Origin of the sequence: Pseudomonas mosselii, from assembly GCF_003205295.1 — a bacterium.
GTDB lineage: Bacteria > Pseudomonadota > Gammaproteobacteria > Pseudomonadales > Pseudomonadaceae > Aquipseudomonas > Aquipseudomonas mosselii_B.
In genome coordinates this window covers 150,793-172,488 of sequence record NZ_QJRP01000009.1, presented here as the reverse complement: position 1 = coordinate 172,488, position 21,696 = coordinate 150,793, and the positions used below count along the sequence as shown (strand labels likewise).

General features: G+C 65.9%; 18 protein-coding genes. 8 read left to right on the top strand and 10 right to left on the bottom strand.

What is annotated here, in order from left to right; all coding sequences use genetic code 11:
• The first annotated feature begins 162 nt into the window (after positions 1-162).
• From DMX06_RS11935 to feaR, 3 genes are all read left to right on the top strand, one after another.
• Positions 163-1,662, top strand: coding sequence for an APC family permease (locus tag DMX06_RS11935; RefSeq protein WP_110737244.1), 1,500 nt, complete (start codon positions 163-165; stop codon positions 1,660-1,662).
• Positions 1,643-2,206 (top strand): DUF3156 family protein, encoded by a 564-nt coding sequence (locus tag DMX06_RS11930; protein WP_110737242.1) that lies wholly within the window; start codon positions 1,643-1,645, stop codon positions 2,204-2,206. Before DMX06_RS11935 ends, DMX06_RS11930 begins: the two co-directional genes overlap by 20 nt.
• A 189-nt stretch (positions 2,207-2,395) precedes the next feature.
• Positions 2,396-3,361, top strand: a complete 966-nt coding sequence (gene feaR / locus DMX06_RS11925) for a transcriptional regulator FeaR (protein WP_110737240.1) — start codon at positions 2,396-2,398, stop codon at positions 3,359-3,361.
• A gap of 243 nt (positions 3,362-3,604) precedes the next feature.
• Here feaR and DMX06_RS11920 read toward each other — a convergent pair whose 3' ends face one another.
• The 8 genes from DMX06_RS11920 to DMX06_RS11885 all read right to left on the bottom strand — a co-directional run bounded on the left by DMX06_RS11920 (position 3,605) and on the right by DMX06_RS11885 (position 13,945).
• Positions 3,605-3,970 carry a cupin domain-containing protein gene (locus tag DMX06_RS11920; protein ID WP_050705511.1) on the bottom strand — a complete coding sequence of 122 codons (366 nt, stop codon included), beginning with the start codon at positions 3,968-3,970 and terminating at the stop codon, positions 3,605-3,607.
• A 30-nt stretch (positions 3,971-4,000) separates the two neighbouring features.
• Complete coding sequence (locus tag DMX06_RS11915) at positions 4,001-5,299, bottom strand: NAD(P)/FAD-dependent oxidoreductase (protein WP_110737298.1); 1,299 nt, start codon at positions 5,297-5,299, stop codon at positions 4,001-4,003.
• A 268-nt stretch (positions 5,300-5,567) separates the two neighbouring features.
• Positions 5,568-6,725 (bottom strand): cationic peptide resistance protein CprA, encoded by a 1,158-nt coding sequence (gene cprA, locus DMX06_RS11910; protein WP_110737238.1) that lies wholly within the window; start codon positions 6,723-6,725, stop codon positions 5,568-5,570.
• Positions 6,726-7,066: 341 nt separating this feature from the next.
• Positions 7,067-7,738: a ligase-associated DNA damage response endonuclease PdeM gene (gene pdeM / locus DMX06_RS11905; RefSeq protein WP_110737296.1), complete on the bottom strand. Its 672-nt coding sequence runs from the start codon at positions 7,736-7,738 to the stop codon at positions 7,067-7,069.
• Positions 7,739-7,749: 11 nt separating this feature from the next.
• Positions 7,750-10,344 carry a ligase-associated DNA damage response DEXH box helicase gene (locus DMX06_RS11900; RefSeq protein WP_110737236.1) on the bottom strand — a complete coding sequence of 865 codons (2,595 nt, stop codon included), beginning with the start codon at positions 10,342-10,344 and terminating at the stop codon, positions 7,750-7,752.
• On the bottom strand, positions 10,341-11,996 hold the full coding sequence (locus DMX06_RS11895) for an ATP-dependent DNA ligase (protein WP_110737234.1): 1,656 nt from the start codon (positions 11,994-11,996) through the stop codon (positions 10,341-10,343). Before DMX06_RS11895 ends, DMX06_RS11900 begins: the two co-directional genes overlap by 4 nt.
• On the bottom strand, positions 11,996-13,006 hold the full coding sequence (locus DMX06_RS11890; RefSeq protein ID WP_110737232.1) for a ligase-associated DNA damage response exonuclease: 1,011 nt from the start codon (positions 13,004-13,006) through the stop codon (positions 11,996-11,998). Before DMX06_RS11890 ends, DMX06_RS11895 begins: the two co-directional genes overlap by 1 nt.
• Before the next feature lie 108 nt (positions 13,007-13,114).
• Positions 13,115-13,945 carry an alpha/beta fold hydrolase gene (locus DMX06_RS11885; RefSeq protein ID WP_110737230.1) on the bottom strand — a complete coding sequence of 277 codons (831 nt, stop codon included), beginning with the start codon at positions 13,943-13,945 and terminating at the stop codon, positions 13,115-13,117.
• Positions 13,946-14,062: 117 nt separating this feature from the next.
• On the opposite strand from DMX06_RS11885, the gene DMX06_RS11880 reads away from it, so the two are divergent.
• Entirely contained in the window at positions 14,063-14,503 is a 441-nt protein-coding gene (locus DMX06_RS11880; protein WP_110737227.1) for a MerR family transcriptional regulator, read from the top strand.
• A gap of 171 nt (positions 14,504-14,674) precedes the next feature.
• On the opposite strand, the gene DMX06_RS11875 is transcribed toward DMX06_RS11880, so the two are convergent.
• Positions 14,675-15,628 (bottom strand): acetoacetate decarboxylase (ADC), encoded by a 954-nt coding sequence (locus DMX06_RS11875; protein WP_110737293.1) that lies wholly within the window; start codon positions 15,626-15,628, stop codon positions 14,675-14,677.
• 211 nt (positions 15,629-15,839) lie between these two features.
• Between DMX06_RS11875 and DMX06_RS11870 the strand changes: the two genes are divergently transcribed.
• From DMX06_RS11870 to katB, 3 genes are all read left to right on the top strand, one after another.
• On the top strand, positions 15,840-17,066 hold the full coding sequence (locus DMX06_RS11870; protein ID WP_110737225.1) for an NADH:flavin oxidoreductase/NADH oxidase family protein: 1,227 nt from the start codon (positions 15,840-15,842) through the stop codon (positions 17,064-17,066).
• A gap of 56 nt (positions 17,067-17,122) precedes the next feature.
• Positions 17,123-17,536 (top strand): alternative ribosome rescue aminoacyl-tRNA hydrolase ArfB, encoded by a 414-nt coding sequence (arfB, locus tag DMX06_RS11865; protein ID WP_110737223.1) that lies wholly within the window; start codon positions 17,123-17,125, stop codon positions 17,534-17,536.
• 155 nt (positions 17,537-17,691) lie between these two features.
• The gene (katB, locus tag DMX06_RS11860) at positions 17,692-19,233 is read left to right on the top strand and encodes a catalase KatB (RefSeq protein WP_110737221.1); all 1,542 of its coding nucleotides are present in this window, start codon (positions 17,692-17,694) and stop codon (positions 19,231-19,233) included.
• Positions 19,234-19,363: 130 nt separating this feature from the next.
• Here the strand turns inward: katB and DMX06_RS11855 are convergent, their stop codons facing one another.
• Complete coding sequence (locus tag DMX06_RS11855) at positions 19,364-20,587, bottom strand: MFS transporter (RefSeq protein WP_181427813.1); 1,224 nt, start codon at positions 20,585-20,587, stop codon at positions 19,364-19,366.
• 144 nt (positions 20,588-20,731) lie between these two features.
• Here DMX06_RS11855 and DMX06_RS11850 point away from each other — a divergent pair, with 144 nt between their 5' ends.
• Positions 20,732-21,664 carry a LysR family transcriptional regulator gene (locus DMX06_RS11850; RefSeq protein ID WP_110737216.1) on the top strand — a complete coding sequence of 311 codons (933 nt, stop codon included), beginning with the start codon at positions 20,732-20,734 and terminating at the stop codon, positions 21,662-21,664.
• The last annotated feature ends 32 nt before the right edge of the window (positions 21,665-21,696 follow it).

Genomic DNA, 21,696 nt, shown 5'->3' with positions numbered 1-21,696 from the left:
CAGCCCTTGGCACCTGGCAACACGGATCAAGGCCGGCGGCAGGCAGTGGCAAGACCCGCCCGGGAGCAGGCCGCAAAGTGACGGGGAAGACTCGGCGATCGCCTGCACTTGCGGCGCGCCGGGCAAGCGGTCATCTTTCCCTCGTCCACCCAGGGCCCACCCATGACAATCAACAATAAGCTCACCGAGCACCTCAACCGTGGCAGCGTCGGCTTCCCCACCGCGCTGGCCAGCACCGTCGGCCTGATCATGGCCAGCCCCGTGATCCTCACCGCGACCATGGGCTTCGGCATCGGCGGCAGCGCCTTCGCCGTGGCCATGGTGATCGCCGCGGTGATGATGCTGGCGCAGTCGACCACCTTCGCCGAGGCGGCGGCGATCCTGCCGACCACCGGCTCCGTCTACGACTACATCAACTGCGGCCTGGGCCGTTTCTTCGCCATCACCGGTACCCTGTCGGCGTACCTGATCGTGCATGTGTTCGCCGGCACCGCCGAGACCATCCTCTCCGGGGTCATGGCCCTGGTGAACTTCGAGCACCTCAACACCCTGGCCGAGTCGGCCGGTGGTTCGTGGCTGCTGGGCGTGGGTTTCGTGTTGGTGTTCGGCGTGCTCAACGCCTTTGGCGTGAGCGCCTTCGGCCGCGCCGAAGTGGTGCTGACCTTCGGCATGTGGACCACGCTGATGGTGTTCGGTGTGCTTGGCCTGATCGCAGCGCCCGCCGTGGAGCTGGACGGGCCGTTCGGCGTGTCGCTGGTCGGCACTGACCTGATGACCATCCTGTCGTTGGTGGGCATGGCCATGTTCATGTTCGTCGGCTGCGAATTCGTCACCCCGCTGGCGCCGGAGTTGCGCCGCTCGGCCTGGGTCATGCCCAAGGCCATGGCCCTGGGGCTGTTCGGCGTGGCCAGCTGCATGTTCATCTACGGCGCGGCGATGAAACGCCAGGTGGAGAACGTCGTGCTCGATGCCGCCAGCGGCGTGCACCTGCTGGACACACCCATGGCCATCCCGCGTTTCGCCGAGCAGGTGATGGGCGATATCGGCCCGGTGTGGCTGGGCATCGGTTTCCTGTTCGCCGGCGCCGCCACCATCAACACGTTGATGGCCGGGGTGCCGCGGATTCTCTACGGCATGGCGGTGGACGGGGCGCTGCCCAAGGTGTTCACCTACCTGCACCCGCGCTTCAAGACGCCGTTGCTGTGCATCCTGGTGGTGGCGCTGATCCCGTGCCTGCACGCCTGGTACCTGGGCGGCAACACCGACAATATCCTGCACCTGGTGCTGGCGGCGGTGTGCGCCTGGAGCACCGCGTACCTGCTGGTGACCCTGTCGGTAGTGATCCTGCGCATCCGCCGGCCGGACCTGCCGCGCGCCTACCGTTCGCCGTTGTTCCCGCTGCCGCAGATCGTCTCCAGCATCGGTATCCTGCTGGGCATGTGGTTCATCACCCCGCCGGGCATGAACCCGGCCGATGTCTACGTGCCGTTCGCCGTGATGCTCGGCGCCACCGCGGCCTACGCGCTGTTCTGGACGCTGTGCGTGCAGAAGGTCAACCCGTTCCGCCCGGCGCGGGTCGAGGACGTGCTGGAGAAGGAGTTCGCCGCCGAGCCCGGTCATTCTCACAACGAGCAGGTGCAGCATGTCGGCAAGCTGGCTTGAACGCCTGACCGGGCCGCGTGCTCCGGCTGGATACCGGCCTGGGGCGACCTTGCAGCGGGTGTGGCGAAACCTGGGATTGACGGATTTGCAATCCGCAGCATCGTTTACCTACCGCGAGGATGGCCCTCGGATCGAAGTGCGCGAGCGCACCGAGAGTCATCTGCTGATGCATCTGGTGCTGTGCGAGTTCATCCTGCAGTTGCCTGCCTTGGGGCAGGGCACGGTGCGGGTGGAACTGCATCATACCGGGGCGTTGCGCCGAACGGGGCTGGCATGCCGTCTGCGGGGAGGCGATCAGGTGCTGTTCAAAGTGCTGCACGAGCGCCTCGGGCATGTTCAGGCTGTGTTGATGCCGCTGGATTTCAAGCGCCTGGCCATCGAGTGCCGCGACGGTCAGTGGCGGGTAACCCTGGAGCATATGGGCGCCAGCGAGGTGGTCAATCGGGTGCCCGCGTTTCGCCGCTACATCCCCCTCGACATTGAGCAGCGCAAGCATCTCTGGCGAGCTTTCGATGCGCTGCAACTGATGCTGCGCGACCTATAGATCGAGGGTCGCGACACAAGGCCGCTCCCACAGACGATCGCATCCGCCTGTGGGAGCGGCCTCATGTCTTGCTCAAGTCACCTGGCACGGAACCTGCTGCCAACACCGGCAAATAATGACAGTTGTACGCTCATTGATAACATGTTAACAATTAGCGCATAACAACAACGCCCGCGTGTGGAGGTTGCCATGCCCCAGCCCGTCACTCAGTGCAACGCCAGACCCGCCTTGGACGGCCTGGAGCGCTGGACCACGGCCATGCAGAAGGTCTGCGGCCGGTTCCAGACCGAACTGGCCTTCAACCGCTCGCTGTTCATCGGCGAGATCTCGACCTACAACCGCGCCGGCCTGGCCCTGGCCAACCTGCGCACCAACGCCGGCACTATCCGCCGCCTGGGCGACAACCCCGACCGCGACGACGACCAGCATTGCTTCCTGGTCAGTCAACGCATGGGCTACTCGCAGATCACCCAGGACGGCGTGAGCATCCAGCTGTCACCGGGCGAGTTGCTGCTGATGGACTCGGTGGGCCCGTGCGAAATCACCCCGTTCGGCCTGATCGAGCATGTCTCGCTGTCGCTGTCCCGCGAGCAGGTGCGCAAGCACGTGACCGGGCAGGGCGCGACCTTCGGCAAAATCTCCTCGACCAACGCCTGCGGGCGCATGCTGCACCTGCTGATGGACCAGTTGTGCCGCGAGGGCGACGAGGCCGGGGAAACCCAGGGCGAGGCATTGCAGGCGGCGTTCATCGCCTTGCTGGAGCCGGGTTTCGAGCGCGGCGACGACAATCCCGGGTCGCTTGCCGGGCTCAGCGGCGCCAGCCTGCGCGGCTACGTGCAGAAGGTCATCGACGAATCGCTGGGCCAGCCGGGCCTGACCCCGGCCAACCTGGCCGAACGCCTGAGCATCTCGGTACGCCACCTGTACCGCCTGTTCGAGGAGGAGGGCGACAGCGTCTGCCGCTACATCCAGCGCTCACGCCTGAAGCGCAGCGCGGACGACCTGTCCAACCCGTTCCTCAAGCGCGAGTCGATCACCTCGATCGCCTACAAGTGGGGGTTCACCGACTCGGCGCATTTCAGCCGGGCATTCAAGAAGCACTTCGAGCAGTCGCCGAAGGATTTCCGGGCCATGGCGTTGATGGCTGGGCGATGATGTATTCAGACTTGGCGCGCTTACCGCCGCTGTTCCTGGGCCAGGCGTTGCAGCGCCGGGGCCAGGGCGTTGATCAGCGTGAAGTGGTGGGATGCGAGGAAACAGGACATGGACGTGGGAGCGGCGGTGCGCCGATGCGACTTGCCCCGCGATAGCGTCCGTTTGCCAGGCGAGGATGTGCCGGCGCACGCTATCGCGGGGCAAGTCGCATCGGCGCACCGCCGCTCCCACGGGGGCGTTTCGTCAGGCGATCGCCAGGTAGTGCTTCACAAAGGTCTCGCTCAGCACCTCCCACAGCACCGGCGTGCCCTTGGTCACGAACCAGGCATCGCCCGCCTTGTAGCGCGTCACCTGACCGGTGGATTCATCGGTCAGCTGGATCTCGCCGGTCACGATCACCGCCTGCTCACTGAACGGATAGACCATGCGGAACTTGCCCTGGGTGGTGCCGAAGTAGGCGCTGCTGACCGGGTCGGTGGGGGCGCCGTGGGTCATCTTGCCGTAGCACTTGACCTCGCCTTCGAGGATGGTCGAGCCGAGGTCGGCAACGGTGCCCCAGGCGTCGAGTTCGGACAGTTGCACACCCTGGCGGACGGCGGTGAGGGTCATGGTGGTTCTCCTGGTCTTGTTCAAAAGGAATCAACGGCGGCCGTTGAAGAAGCCCGACAGCTGGTGCACGGTCTTGCCGGCGGTCAGCAGCAGCGGGCGGATATGGTCCTTGCCGAGGATGCGCGCATGCTTGACCGAGCTGATCAGGTCGTAGCGGCTGGAGCCTTCGCTCATGCCTTCGGCGAGGATCTTGCAGATGATGTGGCTGGGAGTGACGCCGAAACCTGAATAACCTTGGACGTAGAAGGCATTGGGGCGATTGCTCAGGGTGCCGATCTGCGGGAACAGGTTGGCGCTGGTGGCCATCGGCCCACCCCAGGCCAGGTCGATGCGCACCTCTTTGAGGTACGGGAAGATCTTCAGCATCAGGTTGCGGTTCCAGGCCTTCAGGTCCTTCGGGATGTGCTCCACGAAAGGGGTGGCGGCGCCGAACAGCAGGCGGTTCTCGCGGGTGACGCGGTAGTAGTCGATCACCGGGCGGATGTCGCTGTAGGCGCCGCGGATCGGGCTGATGCGCTGGATGAGCTCATCCGACAGCGGTTCGGTCATCAACTGGAAGGCGTAGGTGTTGACGGTGCGCGCATGCAGCTCGGGTTCGAGCTTGTTGAGGAAGCTGTCACAGGCCCACAGCAACTTGCTGGCCTTGACCGAGCCGCGTCCGGTACGCACGGTGATCCGCTCGCCGTAGTGCACCTCCAGAGCCGGGCTGTGCTCGAAGATCCGTGCGCCGTGGCCGACCAGGGCCTGGGCCTCGCCGAGCAGCAGGTTCAGCGAATGCACGTGGCCGCCGCCCATGTGCAGCAGGGCGCTGCTGTAGGCGTCGGAGCCGATGATCTGCTTGACCTGCGAGCCGCCGAGGAAGCGGATCTCGTCCTTGCCGTTGATTGCCTTGAAGTCCTTTTCCCAGGCGCGTAGGGTCTTCTCCTGGCGAGCGTTGAAGCCCATGTAGCCGTAGCCGTGACAGAAGTCGGCGTCGATCTGGTAGCGGGCGATGCGTTCCTTGATGATGCCGGCGCCCAGTTCGCTGATCTCGAAGATCTCGCGCAGGCCTTTCTCGCCGACGCTGCCCTTGATCTTCTCCAGGTCGTGGCCGATGCCGGCCATGATCTGTCCGCCATTGCGGCCGGTGCCGCCGAAGCCCAGATAGCGGGCTTCGAGCACGACGACGTTGGTGATGCCTTTCTCGGCCAGTTCCAGGGCGGTGTTGATGCCCGAGAAGCCGCCGCCGATCACCACCACATCGGCGTCGATGTCGCTTTCCAGGGTGGGGAAGCTCAGGTTGTATTTCTTGGTGGCGGTGTAGTACGTGGGCGTTTCGATGTTGATCATGGCGCAGCCTGGACAGTTGGAATTGTTGGACAGCAGGGCTTGCACAAGCGCTGGCGGTTGCAGGCATTGAGCACCTAACGACAGGTAGGTGTCTTGCCTGGGGCTGCCAGGGTTTTGCTTCAGGCTGCCAAGTTGTCCATCGCGTCCAACACCGTAGGCATACGGCGGCAGCATGACCTCCACAGGAGAAGTGGTGATCATGCGCTCATGAATATGTTAAGTAAATTACCCTCTGTTGCTGCTTTCCTGTAGGCGCGGCAAATGGCGCTTACTTGAAATCCCACTGCATCTGCGTGGCGATGCTCACACCACTGGACGACCTGACACACACGTCCAGGTAGTCGGTGAAGCGTGGCGGCACGGCGATGCCTTCTTCCAGCAACCGGCTGTTGTCGAACAGGTAGTTGAGGTCGGCGAAGCCGCTGTACAGGCGCAGTGCGCGCAGCACCAGGCGTGGGTTGGCCGGCCCGATGCGGGTTTCGAAACTGCTGGCCAGCGACTTCAGGTCGTCGACATCGACCTTGCGGTAGCGCTCGCCCACCGGTTGCGCGCCATTGGCCAGGGCGAAGGCCTCGTCGATCTCGGCGAAGGTGCAGGCCGAACCATGGCCAGCGGAGATGTGGTACAGGTCATGGCCCAGGCGCGGCTTGAGGGCCAGGCCGATCAGCGCCTCGGCACAATAGTCCACCGGGATCACGTCGATCTGTTCGTCCAGGCCGCAGGTGAAGCTTTCCAGGGCGAAGCCCATGCGGAACACCCAGAAGATGCTGCCCGACGCCTGGCAACCCAGGCTGCGGTGGCCGACCACGATGGACGGCCGCGCCACCACCAGGGGCAGGGCGGGCAGCTCTTCACGCAGGCGTCGCTCAATCTCTGCCTTCGAGGCGGTGTAGTCCACCAGTTGCTGGGCCGCCTCGGGGAATTCCCAGGATTCGCTGATCGGCGACTCCCGCTGCGGGCCGCAGCACATGGCGGTGCCCACGTGCAGGAAGCGCTTCAGGCGCGTGGAGCGGCTCAGCACCTGGGCAAAGGCAAAGGTGCCCTCGACGTTCACCGGCCAGATGTTGGGGTTCTTCGAGAATGACGCCACGGCGGCGCAGTTGATCACCCGGTCGATCTGCATCAGCCGTGGGGTCTCGCGGGCCAGCCAGGTGGTGTCGAGAAAGTCGCCGCAGAGGATCTGCGCTTCGTTCAGTGCCTGGCACTGGCTGTCGTCGACACCGTGCTGGCGCAGGTTGTCACGCAGGCGCTGCAGGCCCTGCGCCGGGTTATCGGCGCGAACGAGAAAGCACAGGGCCTCGGCATGCCCTTCGGTGATTATCTGGGCGGCGACGGCGCCACCGAGAAAACCTGTAGCGCCGGTCAGCAGAATACGCTCCTGGGACGGTTGAGGGGCGGTGGGCGTATGGATGGCGGGGGTATTCATAGGTTTCCTCGGCAAGTAGTTTGCCCGTGTTCGATCCGTTCTGACGGATGTGAAAGTTGCGTAAAAGTTTGAACGCTGAGCAAGTTCAGGTCGGCACGTATCAGCCTTATTTAATAAGAAGGTGCTGTGCGCCAGTGCAGGCTTATAAGTGTGCCACCTCTGGGCCAGGCCTTTGCGGCCGGGGTGGTGAGTAATTGTCTGGCGGGTGGGCAATTAATGCAATTAACTGTTTATGCCGCTTTGCAGGGTTTTGGTGAAAGAATTTTAATGGCGAATGCGACGATGTGAGTAATTGTAGAAAATGTGTAAATATATTTAGAAATATTGTTCGATAACACGCATTACGTGGGCACTTCCCAGATCCCACCGTCACCCATGACGAATACCCGCTGACCCGCACTCGCCTGCAGTGTCATCGCCCCGGTGAAGCTGCCGAACGATGGCAACAGGGTCAGGTGTTCTGAAACCATGAAACAGGGCAGACGCACCTGCTGGCGACCACGGCCGCGCAAGCGGTACGCCGGATGCACATGCCCCGCCAGCACATGCCGGCCAGGGTGCGCGCAGGGTTCGTGGTGCAGGGCGAACGGGCCGAGCAGCAAAGGCTCGGCCACCACCTCGAATCCCAGTGCGGGCGGAGGGTCACCGGCATGGCGGTCATGGTTGCCGCGTACCAGAGTGATGGGCAGCGCCGCATTGCGCGCGCGCCACTCGGCCAGGGTCGCCAGGGTCTGTGGGGTCCTGCCTTGGGCGCTGTGCAGGAAGTCGCCGAGGAACACCAGCTGTTGACAGGCAAGACTGTTCAGCAGCGCATCCAGACGTTGCAGGTTGCAGGAGGTGGTGCCGCTGGGCACCGGTTGGCCCAATGCCCGGTAGCCAGCCGCCTTGCCCAGATGGAGGTCGGCGACCAGCAAGGTATGGCGCTCGGGCCACCACAGGGCCTTCTGCGCCAGCAAGCAGAGCTGGGTGCCGGCCACCCATACCACCTGGTGTGCCAGGGGGACGCTGGGCATGCCCTTCATGGTCACGGCCGCTGCCGCGCCGGGCGCGGCCGCCCGTTCTTGGTACGCCGCGTTCGGCGCGCGCTGCCCGGCTCGCGGTTGTCGTCCTCGACCCACACTGTTGTCACAGGCGTGTCGTTGCCACCTGGCCCTGCGGCCTGTTCCAGGTCGGCGACCATGCGCCGGATCCGGTCGGCGAGTTTCTCCGAACTGAGGCTTTCGCGAAAGCGCTCCACCAGCAGGGGAAAGGCAAACGGCGTGGCGCGCCTGATCACGCGCACGTCCAGGCGCAGCGTCTGCAGGCGCTGCAAGGTCTGGCGCAGGCGCTGCACGTCGAGCTCCTGGCTCAGCACCTCCTGGCGCGCCTGCGTGAGCAACAGGTTGTCGGGGTCGTGCTGCTGGAACACGTCGAAATACAGCCCGCTGGAGGCCTGCAACTGGCGTGTGCTCTTGGGCGCACCGGGATAGCCGGTGAACACCAGCCCGGCGATCCGGGCGATCTCGCGAAAGCGCCGCCGCGCCAGCTCGCTGGCATTAAGGCTGGCGAGCACCTCGGGCAACAGATCGTCGCTGTCGAACAGGGCTGGGGTGAGGGCGCCGGGGTAGTCGACCGGGCTCGCACAGAGCAGCTCCAGGCCATAGTCGTTGACCGCGATGGAGAAGCTGCGCGGCGTCTCCCGCGCCAGGCGCCAGGCCAGCAGGCTGGCGAGGCCCAGGTGCACCGAGCGACCAGCGAAGGGGTAGAGGAACAGGTGCCAGCCTTCACGGGACTTCAGCGTCTCGGCCAGCAATGTGCATTTGCCGGGCAGCGCCGACCAGGCTTGCTGCACGGTCAGCAGCGGGCGCAACAGGCGTATCTCCGGGCTGTGGTAGTGGCCCTGGTCCGCGGCATCCAGCTGCTCCAGCAGCGCCTCGGCGAGTTCGCCGCTGAGCGGCATGCGCCCGCCATTCCAGCGCGGGATGGCGGCCTTGCTGCCGCTGGCGCGGCGCACGTAGACGCACATCTCACGCACTTCCACCAGCTCCAGGGTGCGGCCGCCGAACAGAAAATGGTCGCCCGGGCGCAGGCGGGCGATGAAGCCCTCCTCGACGGTGCCCAGCGAGCCGCTGCCACCGCGGCCCCAGAACTTCACAGTGAGGCTGGCATCGCTGACGATGGTGCCGATACTCATGCGGTGACGCCGCGCCAGGCGTGCGTCGGGCACCCGCCAGCGGCCTTCGGCATCCGGCTCGGCGCGGCGGAAATCGGGGTAGGCCGTGAGCGAGAGACCGCCGTGGCGGATGAACGCCAGGGCCCATTGCCATTGGCCGTCGGACAGGTCGCGGTACGACCAGGCGCTGCGCACCTCGGCGAGCATGTCCTGGGCCAGGGAGCCATCGCCAAGGGCCATGCTCACCAGGTGCTGGACCAGCACATCCAGCGGCCGCTCGGGCGCCTGGCGCGCCTCGACCTTGCCTTCGGCCACCGCCGTGCGCACGGCGGCAGCCTCCAGCAGCTCCAGGCCATGGGTCGGCACCAGCGTTGCCCGCGAAGGGCGGCCCGGCGCATGGCCGGAGCGTCCGGCGCGTTGCATCAGGCGGGCGACCCCCTTGGCCGAACCGATCTGCAGCACCCGCTCCACGGGCAGGAAGTCCACGCCCAGGTCCAGGCTTGAGGTGCACACCACCGCTTTCAACTGGCCTTTCTTCAAGGCCAGTTCCACCCAGTCGCGCACCTCGCGTGACAGCGAGCCGTGGTGCAACGCCAGCAGCCCGGCCCAGTCGGGCCGCGCCTCGAGCAGCGCCTGGTACCAGGTTTCCGCCTGCGAGCGGGTGTTGGTGAACACCAGCGTGGCAGGGCTGCCCTCCAACTGCTCGACGACCTGCCCGAGCATGCGCAGCCCCAGGTGCCCGGCCCAAGGGAAGCGCTCGAGGGTGGCCGGCAGCAAGGTGTCGATGCGCAGGTCCTTGGCGTCGTGCCCCTGCACCAGGCGGCCCGCCGGCATCAGCACTTGCTTGGCATGGCCCAGGTTGCCCAGCGTGGCCGAAAGCGCCCAGACCAGCAGCGACGGCTGCCAGCGGCGCAGGCGGGCGAGGGCCAGTTGCAACTGCACGCCTCGTTTGTTGCCGAGCAACTCGTGCCATTCGTCCACCACCAGCATGCGCAGGCCGGCGAACGCCTCGCGCGCATTGGCCTGGGTCAGCAGCAGGGTCAGGCTTTCCGGCGTGGTCACCAGAGCGCTGGGCAGGCGCCGCGCCTGGCGGGCGCGCTCGGCGCTGCCAGTGTCGCCGGTACGCAGGCCGATGCTCCAGGCGATCCCCAGGTCATCCAGGGTCGCCTGCAATGCCCTGGCCGTGTCGGCGGCCAGGGCGCGCATGGGGGTGATCCACAGCACGGTCAGCGGCGCCATGGCAGGCTTGCCGCGACGTGCGGGCGTGGGCAGGGGGGCAAACTGCCCGGCGAAGCAATCCAACGCGGCGAACCACACGGCATAGGTCTTGCCGGCGCCGGTGGCGGCGTGCAGCAGCCCCGATTCGCCATCGGCCACGGCTTGCCAGACGGCCTTCTGGAAGGTGAACGGCTTCCAGCCGCGCTCGGCGAACCAGCGGCTGGAAGGCTGGCGGCGCTTGACCGTCACAGCAGCCCCTGCAAGGTGGCCAGCGTGTCGGCCTGCTCGATGGTCTTGTCGGTGCGCCAGCGCAGCATGCGCGGAAAACGCACCGCGATGCCGCTCTTGTGGCGCTTGGACAGGGCGATACCTTCGAAACCCAGTTCGAACACCAGGGTCGGGGTGACGCTGCGTACCGGACCGAACTTGTCCACTGTGGTCCTGCGCACGATGGCGTCGACCTTGCGCATCTCTTCGTCGGTGAGGCCGGAGTAGGCCTTGGCGAAGGGCACCAGCACCCGCTCGCCGAGGGCACTGTCGTCCCATACCGCAAAGGTGTAGTCGCTGTACAGGCTGGCACGTCGGCCATGGCCGCGCTGGGCATAGATCAACACCGCGTCGATGCTGAGCGGGTCGATCTTCCATTTCCACCACAGCCCCAGGTCACGGGTACGGCCCACGCCGTACAGCGAGTCACGGCGCTTGAGCATCATGCCCTCCACACCCAGCTGGCGCGAGGCCTCGCGCTGGCGGGCGAGCGCCTGCCAGTCGTCGCCGGTCACGCGCGGCGACAGGCGCAGGTGCGCATCGCCGATGCTATCGACCAGCGCCTCAAGCCGTGCCCGACGCAGGTCCTGGCTGCGGCTGCGCCAGTCTTCGCCTTGCCACTCCAGCAGGTCGTAGGCCAGCAGCGCTGCGGGCAAGGTTTCCAGCAGCTTCTTGCCCAAGGTCTTGCGCCCGATGCGTTGTTGCAGCAGGGCGAACGGCTGGACGCCGAATGCCTGTTCGCCGCTGTCGGATGGCGCCTTCCAGATCACCAGCTCGCCATCGAGCACGGTGCCGTCGGGCAGCGCGGCGGCAAGTTGCGCAAGCTCGGGGAAGCGCTCGGTGATCAGCTCCTCGCCCCGCGACCACAGCCAGGCACGCCCCTCGCGTTTCACCAGCTGGGCGCGGATGCCGTCCCACTTCCATTCCACCAGCCACTCCTGGGGCGGCCCGAGCACCGCGTCGAAGCGCTCGAGCGGCTCCTGCAGCGGGTGCGCCAGGAAAAACGGGTAGGGCTGGCCGCCGCGCTGGGCATGTTCCTCAGCCGATTCCGGGGCGATCAACGTCAGGTAGCGCTGGGGCGTCGGCTGGTACGCAAGGTCGGTGTAGCCGACCATGCGCTGCGCCACGCGCTTGGCGTCGACCCCGGCCAACGTGGCCAGGGCGCGGGTCACCAGCAGCTTCGAGACACCGACGCGAAAACCACCGGTGAGCAGCTTGAGGCTGACCATCAGGCTTTGCCGGTCGAGCCGCGTCCACAGCGCCTGCAGGCGCGGCGCGAGTTCCTCGGGGGGCAGGCCGCGCAACGGCAGCAGTTGCTCAAGCCACCACTGCAAACTTTCATCCGCGACCTGGGTCGACTCTGGCAGCAACAGCGAAAGGGTTTCGGCGAAATCGCCGACGGCCTGGTAGCTCTCCTCGAACAACCACTCGGGCAGGCCGCACAGGCGGATCGCCAGGTCGCGCAGCACACGGGTCGGCACCACCTGGCGGGGGCGCCCGCCAGCGAGGAAGTACACCGCCCAGGCGGCATCGTCTGGTGGTGCGGCGGCCAGATACTCTTGCAGCGCGGCGAGCTTGGCATTGCTCGAGGTGGTGGCATCGAGCCGGGCGTAGAGTTCGGCGAAGGCTCTCATCAGGCGCTTGGCTCCAGGCTGTCATCTTCCTCGCCGTACTCGGTCTGGAAGGCTCGGGCATCCAGGCCGCGCTCGGTCAGGTAGCGAACCAGCACATTGACCTGACCGTGAGTGACCATCACCCGCTCGGCACCGCTCTGCTCGATGGCCCAGAGCAGGCCGGGCCAGTCGGCGTGGTCGGAAAGCACGAAGCCGCGATCGACGCCGCGCCGGCGTCGCGCCCCGCGCAGCAGCATCCAGCCGCTGGCGAAGGCGTCGCTGTAGTCGCCGAAGCGGCGCATCCAGGTGCTGCCCCCCGCCGAGGGCGGGGCGAGGACCAGCGCCTGGCGCAGCAATGGATCGCCCTTGGCGGTCGCCGTGGCGGGCAGGGTTTCGGGCAGGCGCACACCGGCGGCGCGGTAGACCTGGTTCAGCGGCTCCACCGCGCCATGCACAAGCAGCGGGCCAATACCGGCATCGATGCCGTGGAGGATCCGCTGGGCCTTGCCGAAGGCGTAGGCGAACAGCACGCTCGGACGCCCGGCGGCGGCATTGGCGCGCCACCAGGCGTCGATGTCGGCGAAAATGCAGGCCTGGGCTTGCCAGCGGTAGATCGGCAGGCCGAAGGTCGATTCGCTGATGAAGGTGTGGCAACGCACCGGTTCGAAGGCTTCGCAGGTACCGTCCGCTTCGACCTTGTAGTCGCCCGAGGCGACCCACACTTCGCCCCGGTACTCCAGGCGTACCTGGGCCGAGCCGAGCACGTGGCCGGCCGGATGCAGGCTCAGGGTCACGCCATGGTGATCCAGGCGAGCGCCGTAGGGCAGGGTCTGCAGGTCGATGTCTTCGCCCAGGCGGGTGCGCAGGATGCCCGCGCCGGGCGCTGCCGCAAGGTAATGCCGATTGCCGCGGCGGGCATGGTCGCCGTGGGCATGGGTGATGACTGCCCTGTCGACCGGGCGCCACGGGTCGATGTAGAAATCACCGGGTGGGCAGTACAGCCCTTCGGGGCGGGCGACGATGAGCTCCATGGCGCACCTTGGCCTTGGGGGTTAAAAGCTCAGAGCGTCGGAAGGCGGGACAGGTTCATTCGGGCAAGAGCCGACGTCGGGATCGACGTCGGCCGTTGGCCGGTAGGGTTAGGCGCGGAAGAATGCCAGCAGATCCTTGTTGATCACGTCGGCGTGGGTGGTAGGCATGCCATGGGGGTAGCCCTTGTAGGTCTTCAGGGTGCCCTTGGCCAGCAACTTGGCCGACAGTGGCCCCGAATTGTCGTAGGGCACGATCTGGTCGTCGTCGCCATGCATGACCAGCACCGGCACCGTTACCTTTTTCAGCGACTCGGTGAAGTCGGTCTGGGAGAACGCGACGATGCCGTCATAGTGCGCCTGGGCGCCGCCCATCATGCCCTGGCGCCACCAATTGAGGATCACCCCCTGGTCCGGTTTGGCCCCGGGGCGGTTGTAGCCGTAGAACGGTCCCGCCGGAATGTCGTGGTAGAACTGCGCCCGGTTGGCCTTGAGCTGGGCCTGCAGATCATCGAACACCGACTTGGGCAGCCCGCCGGGGTTGCTGTCGGTCTTGACCATCAACGGTGGAACCGCGGCAATGATCGCGGCCTTGGGCACCTTGTCTTCGGGATGGCGGGCCATGTAATGGATCACCTCGCCGCCCCCGGTGGAGTGGCCGACATGGATAGCCCCCTCGACGCCCAGGTGCTTGACCACGGCGGCCACATCGTCGGCGTAGTGGTCCATGTCGTGGCCGTCCCAGACCTGGCTCGAGCGGCCGTGGCCACGGCGGTCATGGGCGACCACGCGAAAGCCCTCGGCGACGAAGAACAGCAGCTGGGCATCCCAGTCATCGGCGCTCAGCGGCCAGCCGTGGTGGAAGAAGATCACCTGGGCATTACGTGGTCCCCAATCTTTGTAGAAGATCTCGACACCGTCTTTGCTTGTGACGTATCCCATTTCGCGTCTCCTGTTTCTAGGGTGTGGAGCGGGCAGGCCGGTGACAGTTCACTTGGCCACCGGACAACTCTAGGATTAAAGTGCGCTTGAAGGTCAATGCAATTTCAAAGGTGCCGCATGAGAATAGGAGAGTTGGCCAGACTGACCGGGCTGGCCGCGTCGCGCATCCGTTTCTACGAGGCCAGCGGGCTGATCACCTCGGTAGAACGCAAGGCCAACGGCTACCGCGACTATGACGCCGACGCGGTGTGGGTGCTGGAAATGATCACCAACGCCCAGGCTGCGGGATTTTCGCTGGAGGAAATTCGCCAGTTGCTGCCGGCCAAGGCCAAGGGCTGGCAGCATGACGAACTGCTCGGCGGGCTCAAGCGCAAGGTCGAGGAGATCGAGCAGCTGCAGGAGCGCCTGGCGCGCAACAAGGCGCAGTTGCTGCTGGTGATCGAGGGGATCGAAAACAAGCCCGAGGGCATGCCCTGCGTGGACAACTCGCAACGGGTGCTGGAGCGGCTTCGCGAGGAGCTTGCCCAGGGCAAGGCGCGGCGGGCCACTGACTTGTAGGAAATCACCCAGCCCTTCGGACCGCGTTGTTGCGCAGGAAACTGGCCCCTGTGGGAGCGGCCTTGCGTCGCGAAAGGGCTGCGCAGCAACCCTGGCAATTTCGATGGTGGCTCGAAATCTGGGGCCGCTTCGCGCCCCTTTCGCGACGCAAGGCCACTCCCACAGGGTCTCTCATTCGCCCGCGGCCAGCGCCGCCAGCGGCCGGGGCGCATACAGCGCGCTCTGGAACGCAGGCACATACTCGTACTTGACCATCCGCCCCAGCTGCAGATCGCGGATATAGCGCGACAGCTCGCCATCCCCCAGCACCAGCTGCGCCGAATCCTGGCTCATGCTCGAGGCGTGCTGGGTCTGGCGCGAGGTGGCGTAGCCGTAGGCCAGCTGCCCCTTGTGGTCGAGGTTGGTGAAACTGTTGGTCACCAGGCCCGGCTCATCGGACAGCCCCTCGAGCTTCTTCGCCCTGAAGATCACATCCACCTTGCCGCTCTGCGCATCGCCGATGTCGTAGGTCACCGCCCGCGCATCCTCGCGGCGGTCGATCGCGGTGAGCCACTTGGGCAGGTTGTAGCCCACCACGCCGCGCACCCGCGCCAGCTCGGTATTGACCGGCAGCTTGAGCACATAACCCCAGAAGTCCTTGGCCATCGACTGGCCGACCAGGGAGAAGGGCCCGAGATTCGCCTTGCCGGGCTTGCTGGTGATGATCGACAGGGCGATCTCGTTGTAGCTGTCGTTGTCGCAGTAGTCGTAGGTGTAGGCGGTAAACGCCACCAGCCCGCGGCCCGGCCAGACCTGCAACGGTTGCACCTGCTCGAGCACTGCGGCGGGCATCAGGGCGCGCAGGCGGTCGAGGTCGGCGGTGTAGACGGCGGTGAAGCGGCTGTTGCTGTAGTAGAAGTTTGGTGAATAGGAGGTAAAGCCCATGTCGACCCGGGTCTTCTCCAGGCCCTTGAACCAGCTCAGGTCGATGCCCGGTGCCTCGGCCTGGATCACGGCCAGCGGCGGGTTGGAACGGTAACGGTCGTACAGCCCGCCCTTGAGCACCGGCACCGAGAGCCCGGCGATGTCGATCTGCGTGGTTTCGGCGTGTTCAGGGAGGCCATTGGCGGCGTGGGTGGCGGGCATCAGCAGGGCGCCGGCCAAGGCGGTTGCGCTTGCGAGTTTCACGGGGCGGTATCTCCGGGGTGGATGACGTAGGGGCAGTCGCTGCGCAACCACCCTAACGTTCAACCCAACTTGAGAGTCAATGATCAAATTTTCGCCAACCCAGGGCTTGACCTTAAAGCTGACTTCAAGGCTAACGTCTGCGGCACGCCACTTTTTCGAGGTATTGCCGATGGACGTGTTCTCCTCCCTGACCCTGCCCAATGGCGCGGTCGTCCCCAACCGCATCGCCAAGGCCGCCATGGAGGAAAACATGGCCGATGCCGACCATGCACCTTCGGATCGGCTGATGCGCCTGTACCAGACCTGGGCGCAGGGCGGCGCCGGTCTGCTCATCAGCGGCAACGTCATGGTCGACCAGCGCGCCATGACCGGACCCGGCGGCGTGGTGCTGGAGGATGACCGGCACCTTGAGCGCTTTCGCCAGTGGGCCGCCATCGGCCGCGCGAAGGGGGCGCAGTTCTGGCTGCAGATCAACCACCCCGGCCGGCAGATGCCCGCGAGCCTCGGGCAGGAAACCTGGGCCCCCTCGGCCGTGGCGTTGGACCTGGGCAACATGTCCAGGCATTTCTCCACCCCGCGGGCGATGACCCACGAGGTGATCGATGATGTGATCCGGCGCTTCGCCAACACCGCGCGGCTGGGGGAGCAGGCGGGCTTCAGTGGGGTGGAAATCCACGCGGCCCATGGCTACCTGCTCAGCCAGTTCCTTTCGCCCCTGAGCAACCAGCGCACCGACCAGTGGGGCGGCACCTTGGAAAATCGTGCGCGACTGCTGCTGGAGGTGGTCAAGGCGGTGCGCGCAGCGGTGTCGCCCGGTTTCGCCGTGGCGGTCAAGCTCAACTCGGCGGACTTCCAGCGCGGCGGCTTCAGCGCTGACGATGCCCGGCAGGTGGTGCGCCTGCTCAATGAGCTGGCGGTCGACCTGGTGGAACTGTCCGGTGGCAGCTACGAGGCCCCGGCGATGCAGGGCCAGGCCCGGGATGGCCGCACGCTGGCGCGCGAAGCGTACTTCCTGGAGTTCGCCCGGGACATCCGCACGGTGGCGAAGATGCCGGTGATGGTCACCGGCGGCATCCGCCGTCGACCGGTCGCCGAGCAAGTGGTGCAGAGCGGCGTCGAGATGGTCGGCATCGGCACCGCCCTGGCCATCGCACCGGCCTTGCCCCGTGACTGGCAGGCGGGGGAGGAGGCGGTGCCGGAACTGCGCCCGATCACCTGGAAGAACAAGGCGCTGGCCTCGCTGGGCAACATGGCCATGGTCAAGTTCCAGCTGCGCAGGCTGAGCGAAGCCAAGGCGCCCGATCCGCAGGTGGCGCCCTGGTGGGCGCTGCTGCGCCAGCAATGCACCGACGCCGTGCGCGCCAGGCAGTACCGGCGGCGCATGGCGCAGGCCTGACACCCCAGGGCGCCAAGGAGATGCGATAATGGCCGCGCTATCACAAGAGGCGCACCATGCTGAGCATCTCCAACAACGTGCATCTGCCGGATGCCGAGATCGAACTGACCTACATCCGCGCCCAGGGCGCCGGGGGGCAGAACGTCAACAAGGTCTCCAGCGCCGTGCACCTGCGCTTCGACATACCGGCCTCGTCGCTGCCCGCGTTCTACAAGGAGCGGCTGCTGGCATTGCGCGACAGTCGCATCACCGCCGACGGCGTGGTGATCATCAAGGCCCAGCAGTACCGCACCCAGGAGCAGAACCGCATGGACGCACTGGAACGTCTGGCCGAGCTGATCATCGGTGCCGGCAAGGTCGAGAAGAAGCGCCGGCCGACCAAGCCGACCCTCGGTTCAAAGACCCGCCGCCTCGACTCGAAGTCCAGGCGCGGCACGATCAAGGCGGGGCGCGGCAAGGTGGACTTCTAGTGACACCTGGGCCTTCCTATAACATTCATGAATAAAAAACAGGATTAAAATTACCAATTGCACTGATGAGCAGGATCAATTTAGGGATCGGTCACGGGCTACTTACCCTTTTCGAGGCGCATCAAGACGCCTGAAAAGAACCCTTAGGAGTACCCATGATCCCTTTGCTCAAGCTGTTCCAACCCGGTCGCCTGCTGGTGGCGGGCAGTCTCGCCGCCAGTCTGCTGTCGCTGTCCGTGCAGGGCGCCACCCTGACCCGTGACAACGGCGCGCCGGTGGGCGACAACCAGAACTCGCAAACCGCCGGCCCCAACGGCTCGGTGCTGCTGCAGGACGTGCAGCTGCTGCAGAAGCTGCAGCGTTTCGACCGTGAACGCATCCCCGAGCGCGTGGTGCACGCCCGCGGCACCGGCGCCCATGGCCAGTTCACCGCCAGTGCCGACATCAGCGACCTGAGCATGGCCAAGGTGTTCCGCCCCGGCGAGAAGACCCCGGTGTTCGTGCGCTTTTCCTCGGTGGTGCACGGCAATCACTCGCCGGAAACCCTGCGTGACCCGCGCGGCTTTGCCACCAAGTTCTACACCGCCGACGGCAACTGGGACCTGGTCGGCAACAATTTCCCGACTTTCTTCATTCGCGACGCGATCAAGTTCCCGGACATGGTCCACGCCTTCAAGCCGGACCCGCGCAGCAACCTCGATGACGATTCGCGCCGCTTCGATTTCTTCTCCCATGTACCGGAAGCCACCCGCACCTTGACCCTGCTGTACTCCAACGAAGGCACGCCGGCCAGCTACCGTGAGATGGACGGCAACAGCGTGCACGCCTACAAGCTGGTCAACGCCAAGGGCCAGGTGCACTACGTGAAGTTCCACTGGAAGAGCCTGCAAGGGCAGAAGAACCTCGACCCGAAACAGGTCGCCCAGGTCCAGGGCCGCGACTATAGCCATATGACCCACGACCTGGTCAGCGCGATCAGCCAGGGCAAGCTGCCGAAATGGGACCTGTACATCCAGGTGCTCAAGCCTGAGGAGCTGGCGAAGTTCGACTTCGACCCGCTGGACGCGACCAAGATCTGGCCTGACGTGCCGGAGCGCAAGATCGGCCAGATGGTACTCGAGCGCAATGTCGACAACTTCTTCCAGGAGACCGAGCAGGTGGCCATGGCACCGTCGAACCTGGTACCGGGTATCGAGCCCTCCGAGGACCGTCTGCTCCAGGGGCGCCTGTTCGCCTACGCCGATACCCAGATGTACCGGGTCGGCGCCAATGGCCTGAGCCTGCCGGTGAACCGCCCGCGTGCCGAGGTCAACACCGTCAACCAGGATGGCGCGATGAACGCCGGGCACACCGACAGCGGCGTGAACTACCAGCCGAGCCGCCGCCAACCGCGTGACGAGCAGGCCGACGCGCGTTATGTGCAGACAGCGCTGGCCGGCAGTACCCAGCAGGCGAAGATCCAGCGCGAGCAGAATTTCAAACAGGCGGGCGAGCTGTTCCGTTCCTACGGCAAGAAGGACCAGACCGACCTGATCAACAGCCTCGGCCAGGCCCTGGCGACGGCGGACGAGGAAAGCCGCTACATCATGCTGTCGTTCTTCTACAAGGCGGATGCGGACTACGGCACCGGCCTGGCCAAGGTGGCCAGGGCCGATCTCGAGCGGGTCCGGCAGTTGGCGGCGAAGCTCAAGGACTGAACGGCGCAGATCTGTAGAAGCGGGTTTCCCGCGAAGCCGGGCGCGTCATGGGTAAATCCGTTTCTCCACCGATATCGCGGCCTGGGGGTGTAATGTCTCCCGATCTGTCCAGCGAGTGGCAGTAGAGGGTTCAAGCCGGGTGGTTGCGCGAGCAACTGCCCCGGGGACCATCGACCACGTGACGATAGGCGTAAAGCACGGCCAGCATCGCCACCAGCGAGGCCAGCGCGCCGATCAGGAACACCACGGGCACTTCCTGCTGGCGGGCGAGCAGACCGGCCAGCGGTGCCGTCAGGCTGATGGAAATATCGAAGCAGGCGTCATAGAAACCGATGGCCAGTCCCAGGCTGTGCACTGGCACCGCACGCAGCGCCACCAGTGCCAGCAAGGGATAGATCATCGACACGCCGAAGCCGCTCAGTGCCGCCCCCAGCATCGCCTGGGCGGGGCTCGCCGCCAGCCACAGCAGCAACTGGCCGATGGCTTCGATGGCCAGCATCGACAAGGCCATGCCCGGCCCCGAGGTGCTGTCCACCCGAGCGCCGAGCAACAGGCGGGCGCAGACGTAACCTGCGCCGAACGCGGCGAGGGCATAGCCGGCGCCGTTCCACTGATGGTGCGCGTAGGTGAGGGTGATGAACGACGAGACCGATACATAGCCAACGGTTGCCAGCGCGAACACCAGGCCGGGGCGCCAGATCCGGGCCAGCAGCGCCGCCAGGGGCATCGACGCGCCCGAAGCGTGGACGAGGCGGGCCGCCGGCGTGCGCAGTGCAACGAGCAGGCCGAGCAGCGGAATGATCGCCGTCACCGCCGACACCCAGGCAAAGCTTACGACTTCACCCAGCTGCGCCGCCAACGCCGCGCCGCAGGCGATGCCGGCGAACATGGCGATGCCGATCCAGGACAGCGCCTTGCCGGCCTGCTCTGCGCCGAACAGGGCGATCGGCCAGGTACTGCCACCGGTAAACAGCAGGCTCTGGGCAAACCCCATGGCGATCCGCCCGGCGATGATGGCCCCCAGGCTGGCCGCAGGGGCATCCTGCAGTTGCGCGGCCACCAGGTAGCAGAGGCCGGAGACCACGCTGCCCAGCAGGCCCAGGACCACTGCTCGTTTCGGGCCGCGGCGATCGGCGGCGGTCCCGGCGAAATGACGGGTGAGCAGGGTGGCCAGCGACTCGACGCCCATGACGCACCCCACCATGAGCATCCCGTAGCCCAACTGCCCATGGACCCACAGCGGCACGCTGGCCAGCGGCATGCCCATGGTCATCAGGCCGAGGAACACCGCGGTGGCCACCGGTAGCAAGCGGCCGGTATCCGTGTGCTGTGCAGGTTGCGTTTCAATGGTCATGGTCCAGGTCCCTGGGCAGGTGAAGGGGGCAGGTAGACGCTTGGGCCCACCTTGCTTTTTGCCGTAGCCTATTGGAGAACCCAGGATTGATCTGGGCGATAAATTCCGCATGTAGTGGAATTTTCGTCATCAATGGAGTGGCTGATGTACGCATCCGAACGGTTGAAGGGAATCGACGTCTTCGTCGCGGTGGCCGAAATGGGCAGTTTCAGCGCCGCCGCCGAGCGCCTGAGCCTCAGTGGCTCGGCGGTGAGCAAGAGTGTGGCGCGGCTGGAGGCGCGCCTGGGCGCGCGATTGTTCAACCGCACCACCCGCAGGCTGTCGCTGACCGAGGCGGGCGCGCTGTTCTACAAGACCTGCACCGGCGTGCTGGCCGATCTGGAAGAGGCCGAGCAGGCCATCTTCGCCGAGAGCGACGCCCCCCACGGCAAGGTACGCATCGACCTGCCGGCCGCCTTTGGCCGACTGCATGTGCTGCCGCTGATCGTGGCGTTCACCCGGGCGCATCCGCGGTTGCAACCGCATGTGTCGTTTTCCGACCGCTACATCGACCCGGTGCAGGAGGGCGTGGACATCCTCGTGCGCATCGGCGGTGCGCAAGCCTGGCCCGCGGCCCTGGGGCACCAATACTTCGGTGCCCAGCGCCTGGCGTTCTGCGCCTCGCCCGACTACCTGGCGCTGCGTGGCACGCCACAGGACGAGCAGGCCCTGGAGCACCACCTGTGCATCGGCTATGGCGAGGCCGCAGGTCTGGTCACGCCATGGTATCTGGGCGGTGGGTTGCCGGGCGAGATCAGGCAGCGGATCGTCCAGCCACACCTGGCCATTGGCGATGGCGAAGGCATGCTCGGCGCGGTCCTGGCGGGCCTGGGCATCGGCCAACTGCCGACTTGGCTGACCCGAACGCATATCGAGTGTGGCACGCTGGTCGAGGTCTTGCCGCAGCTCACCTCACAAGGGTTGCCGATGAATCTGGTCTGGCTGAAAAAGCGAGAGGGATTGCCCAAGGTACGGGCGTTGCTGGATTACCTGCTGCCCCGATTGAGTGCCGAAGGCTGCTCAGGGGGAGCGGAGTAGATTCACGGTGATCTATCCAGCTGTCTGGCGCA

Bases quoted from the DNA above. Each gene is read 5' to 3' on its own strand.
- DMX06_RS11870 (WP_110737225.1), top strand. From the start codon at position 15,840: ATGGACGTGTTCTCCTCCCTGACCCTGCCCAATGGCGCGGTCGTCCCC.
- arfB (WP_110737223.1), top strand. From the start codon at position 17,123: ATGCTGAGCATCTCCAACAACGTGCATCTGCCGGATGCCGAGATCGAA.
- DMX06_RS11895 (WP_110737234.1), bottom strand. From the start codon at position 11,996: ATGAGAGCCTTCGCCGAACTCTACGCCCGGCTCGATGCCACCACCTCG.
- DMX06_RS11885 (WP_110737230.1), bottom strand. From the start codon at position 13,945: ATGGGATACGTCACAAGCAAAGACGGTGTCGAGATCTTCTACAAAGAT.
- DMX06_RS11915 (WP_110737298.1), bottom strand. From the start codon at position 5,299: ATGATCAACATCGAAACGCCCACGTACTACACCGCCACCAAGAAATAC.
- katB (WP_110737221.1), top strand. From the start codon at position 17,692: ATGATCCCTTTGCTCAAGCTGTTCCAACCCGGTCGCCTGCTGGTGGCG.
- DMX06_RS11935 (WP_110737244.1), top strand. From the start codon at position 163: ATGACAATCAACAATAAGCTCACCGAGCACCTCAACCGTGGCAGCGTC.
- cprA (WP_110737238.1), bottom strand. From the start codon at position 6,725: ATGAATACCCCCGCCATCCATACGCCCACCGCCCCTCAACCGTCCCAG.
- DMX06_RS11890 (WP_110737232.1), bottom strand. From the start codon at position 13,006: ATGGAGCTCATCGTCGCCCGCCCCGAAGGGCTGTACTGCCCACCCGGT.
- DMX06_RS11875 (WP_110737293.1), bottom strand. From the start codon at position 15,628: ATGCCCGCCACCCACGCCGCCAATGGCCTCCCTGAACACGCCGAAACC.
- DMX06_RS11930 (WP_110737242.1), top strand. From the start codon at position 1,643: ATGTCGGCAAGCTGGCTTGAACGCCTGACCGGGCCGCGTGCTCCGGCT.
- DMX06_RS11850 (WP_110737216.1), top strand. From the start codon at position 20,732: ATGTACGCATCCGAACGGTTGAAGGGAATCGACGTCTTCGTCGCGGTG.
- DMX06_RS11920 (WP_050705511.1), bottom strand. From the start codon at position 3,970: ATGACCCTCACCGCCGTCCGCCAGGGTGTGCAACTGTCCGAACTCGAC.
- feaR (WP_110737240.1), top strand. From the start codon at position 2,396: ATGCCCCAGCCCGTCACTCAGTGCAACGCCAGACCCGCCTTGGACGGC.
- DMX06_RS11880 (WP_110737227.1), top strand. From the start codon at position 14,063: ATGAGAATAGGAGAGTTGGCCAGACTGACCGGGCTGGCCGCGTCGCGC.
- pdeM (WP_110737296.1), bottom strand. From the start codon at position 7,738: ATGCCCAGCGTCCCCCTGGCACACCAGGTGGTATGGGTGGCCGGCACC.
- DMX06_RS11855 (WP_181427813.1), bottom strand. From the start codon at position 20,587: ATGACCATTGAAACGCAACCTGCACAGCACACGGATACCGGCCGCTTG.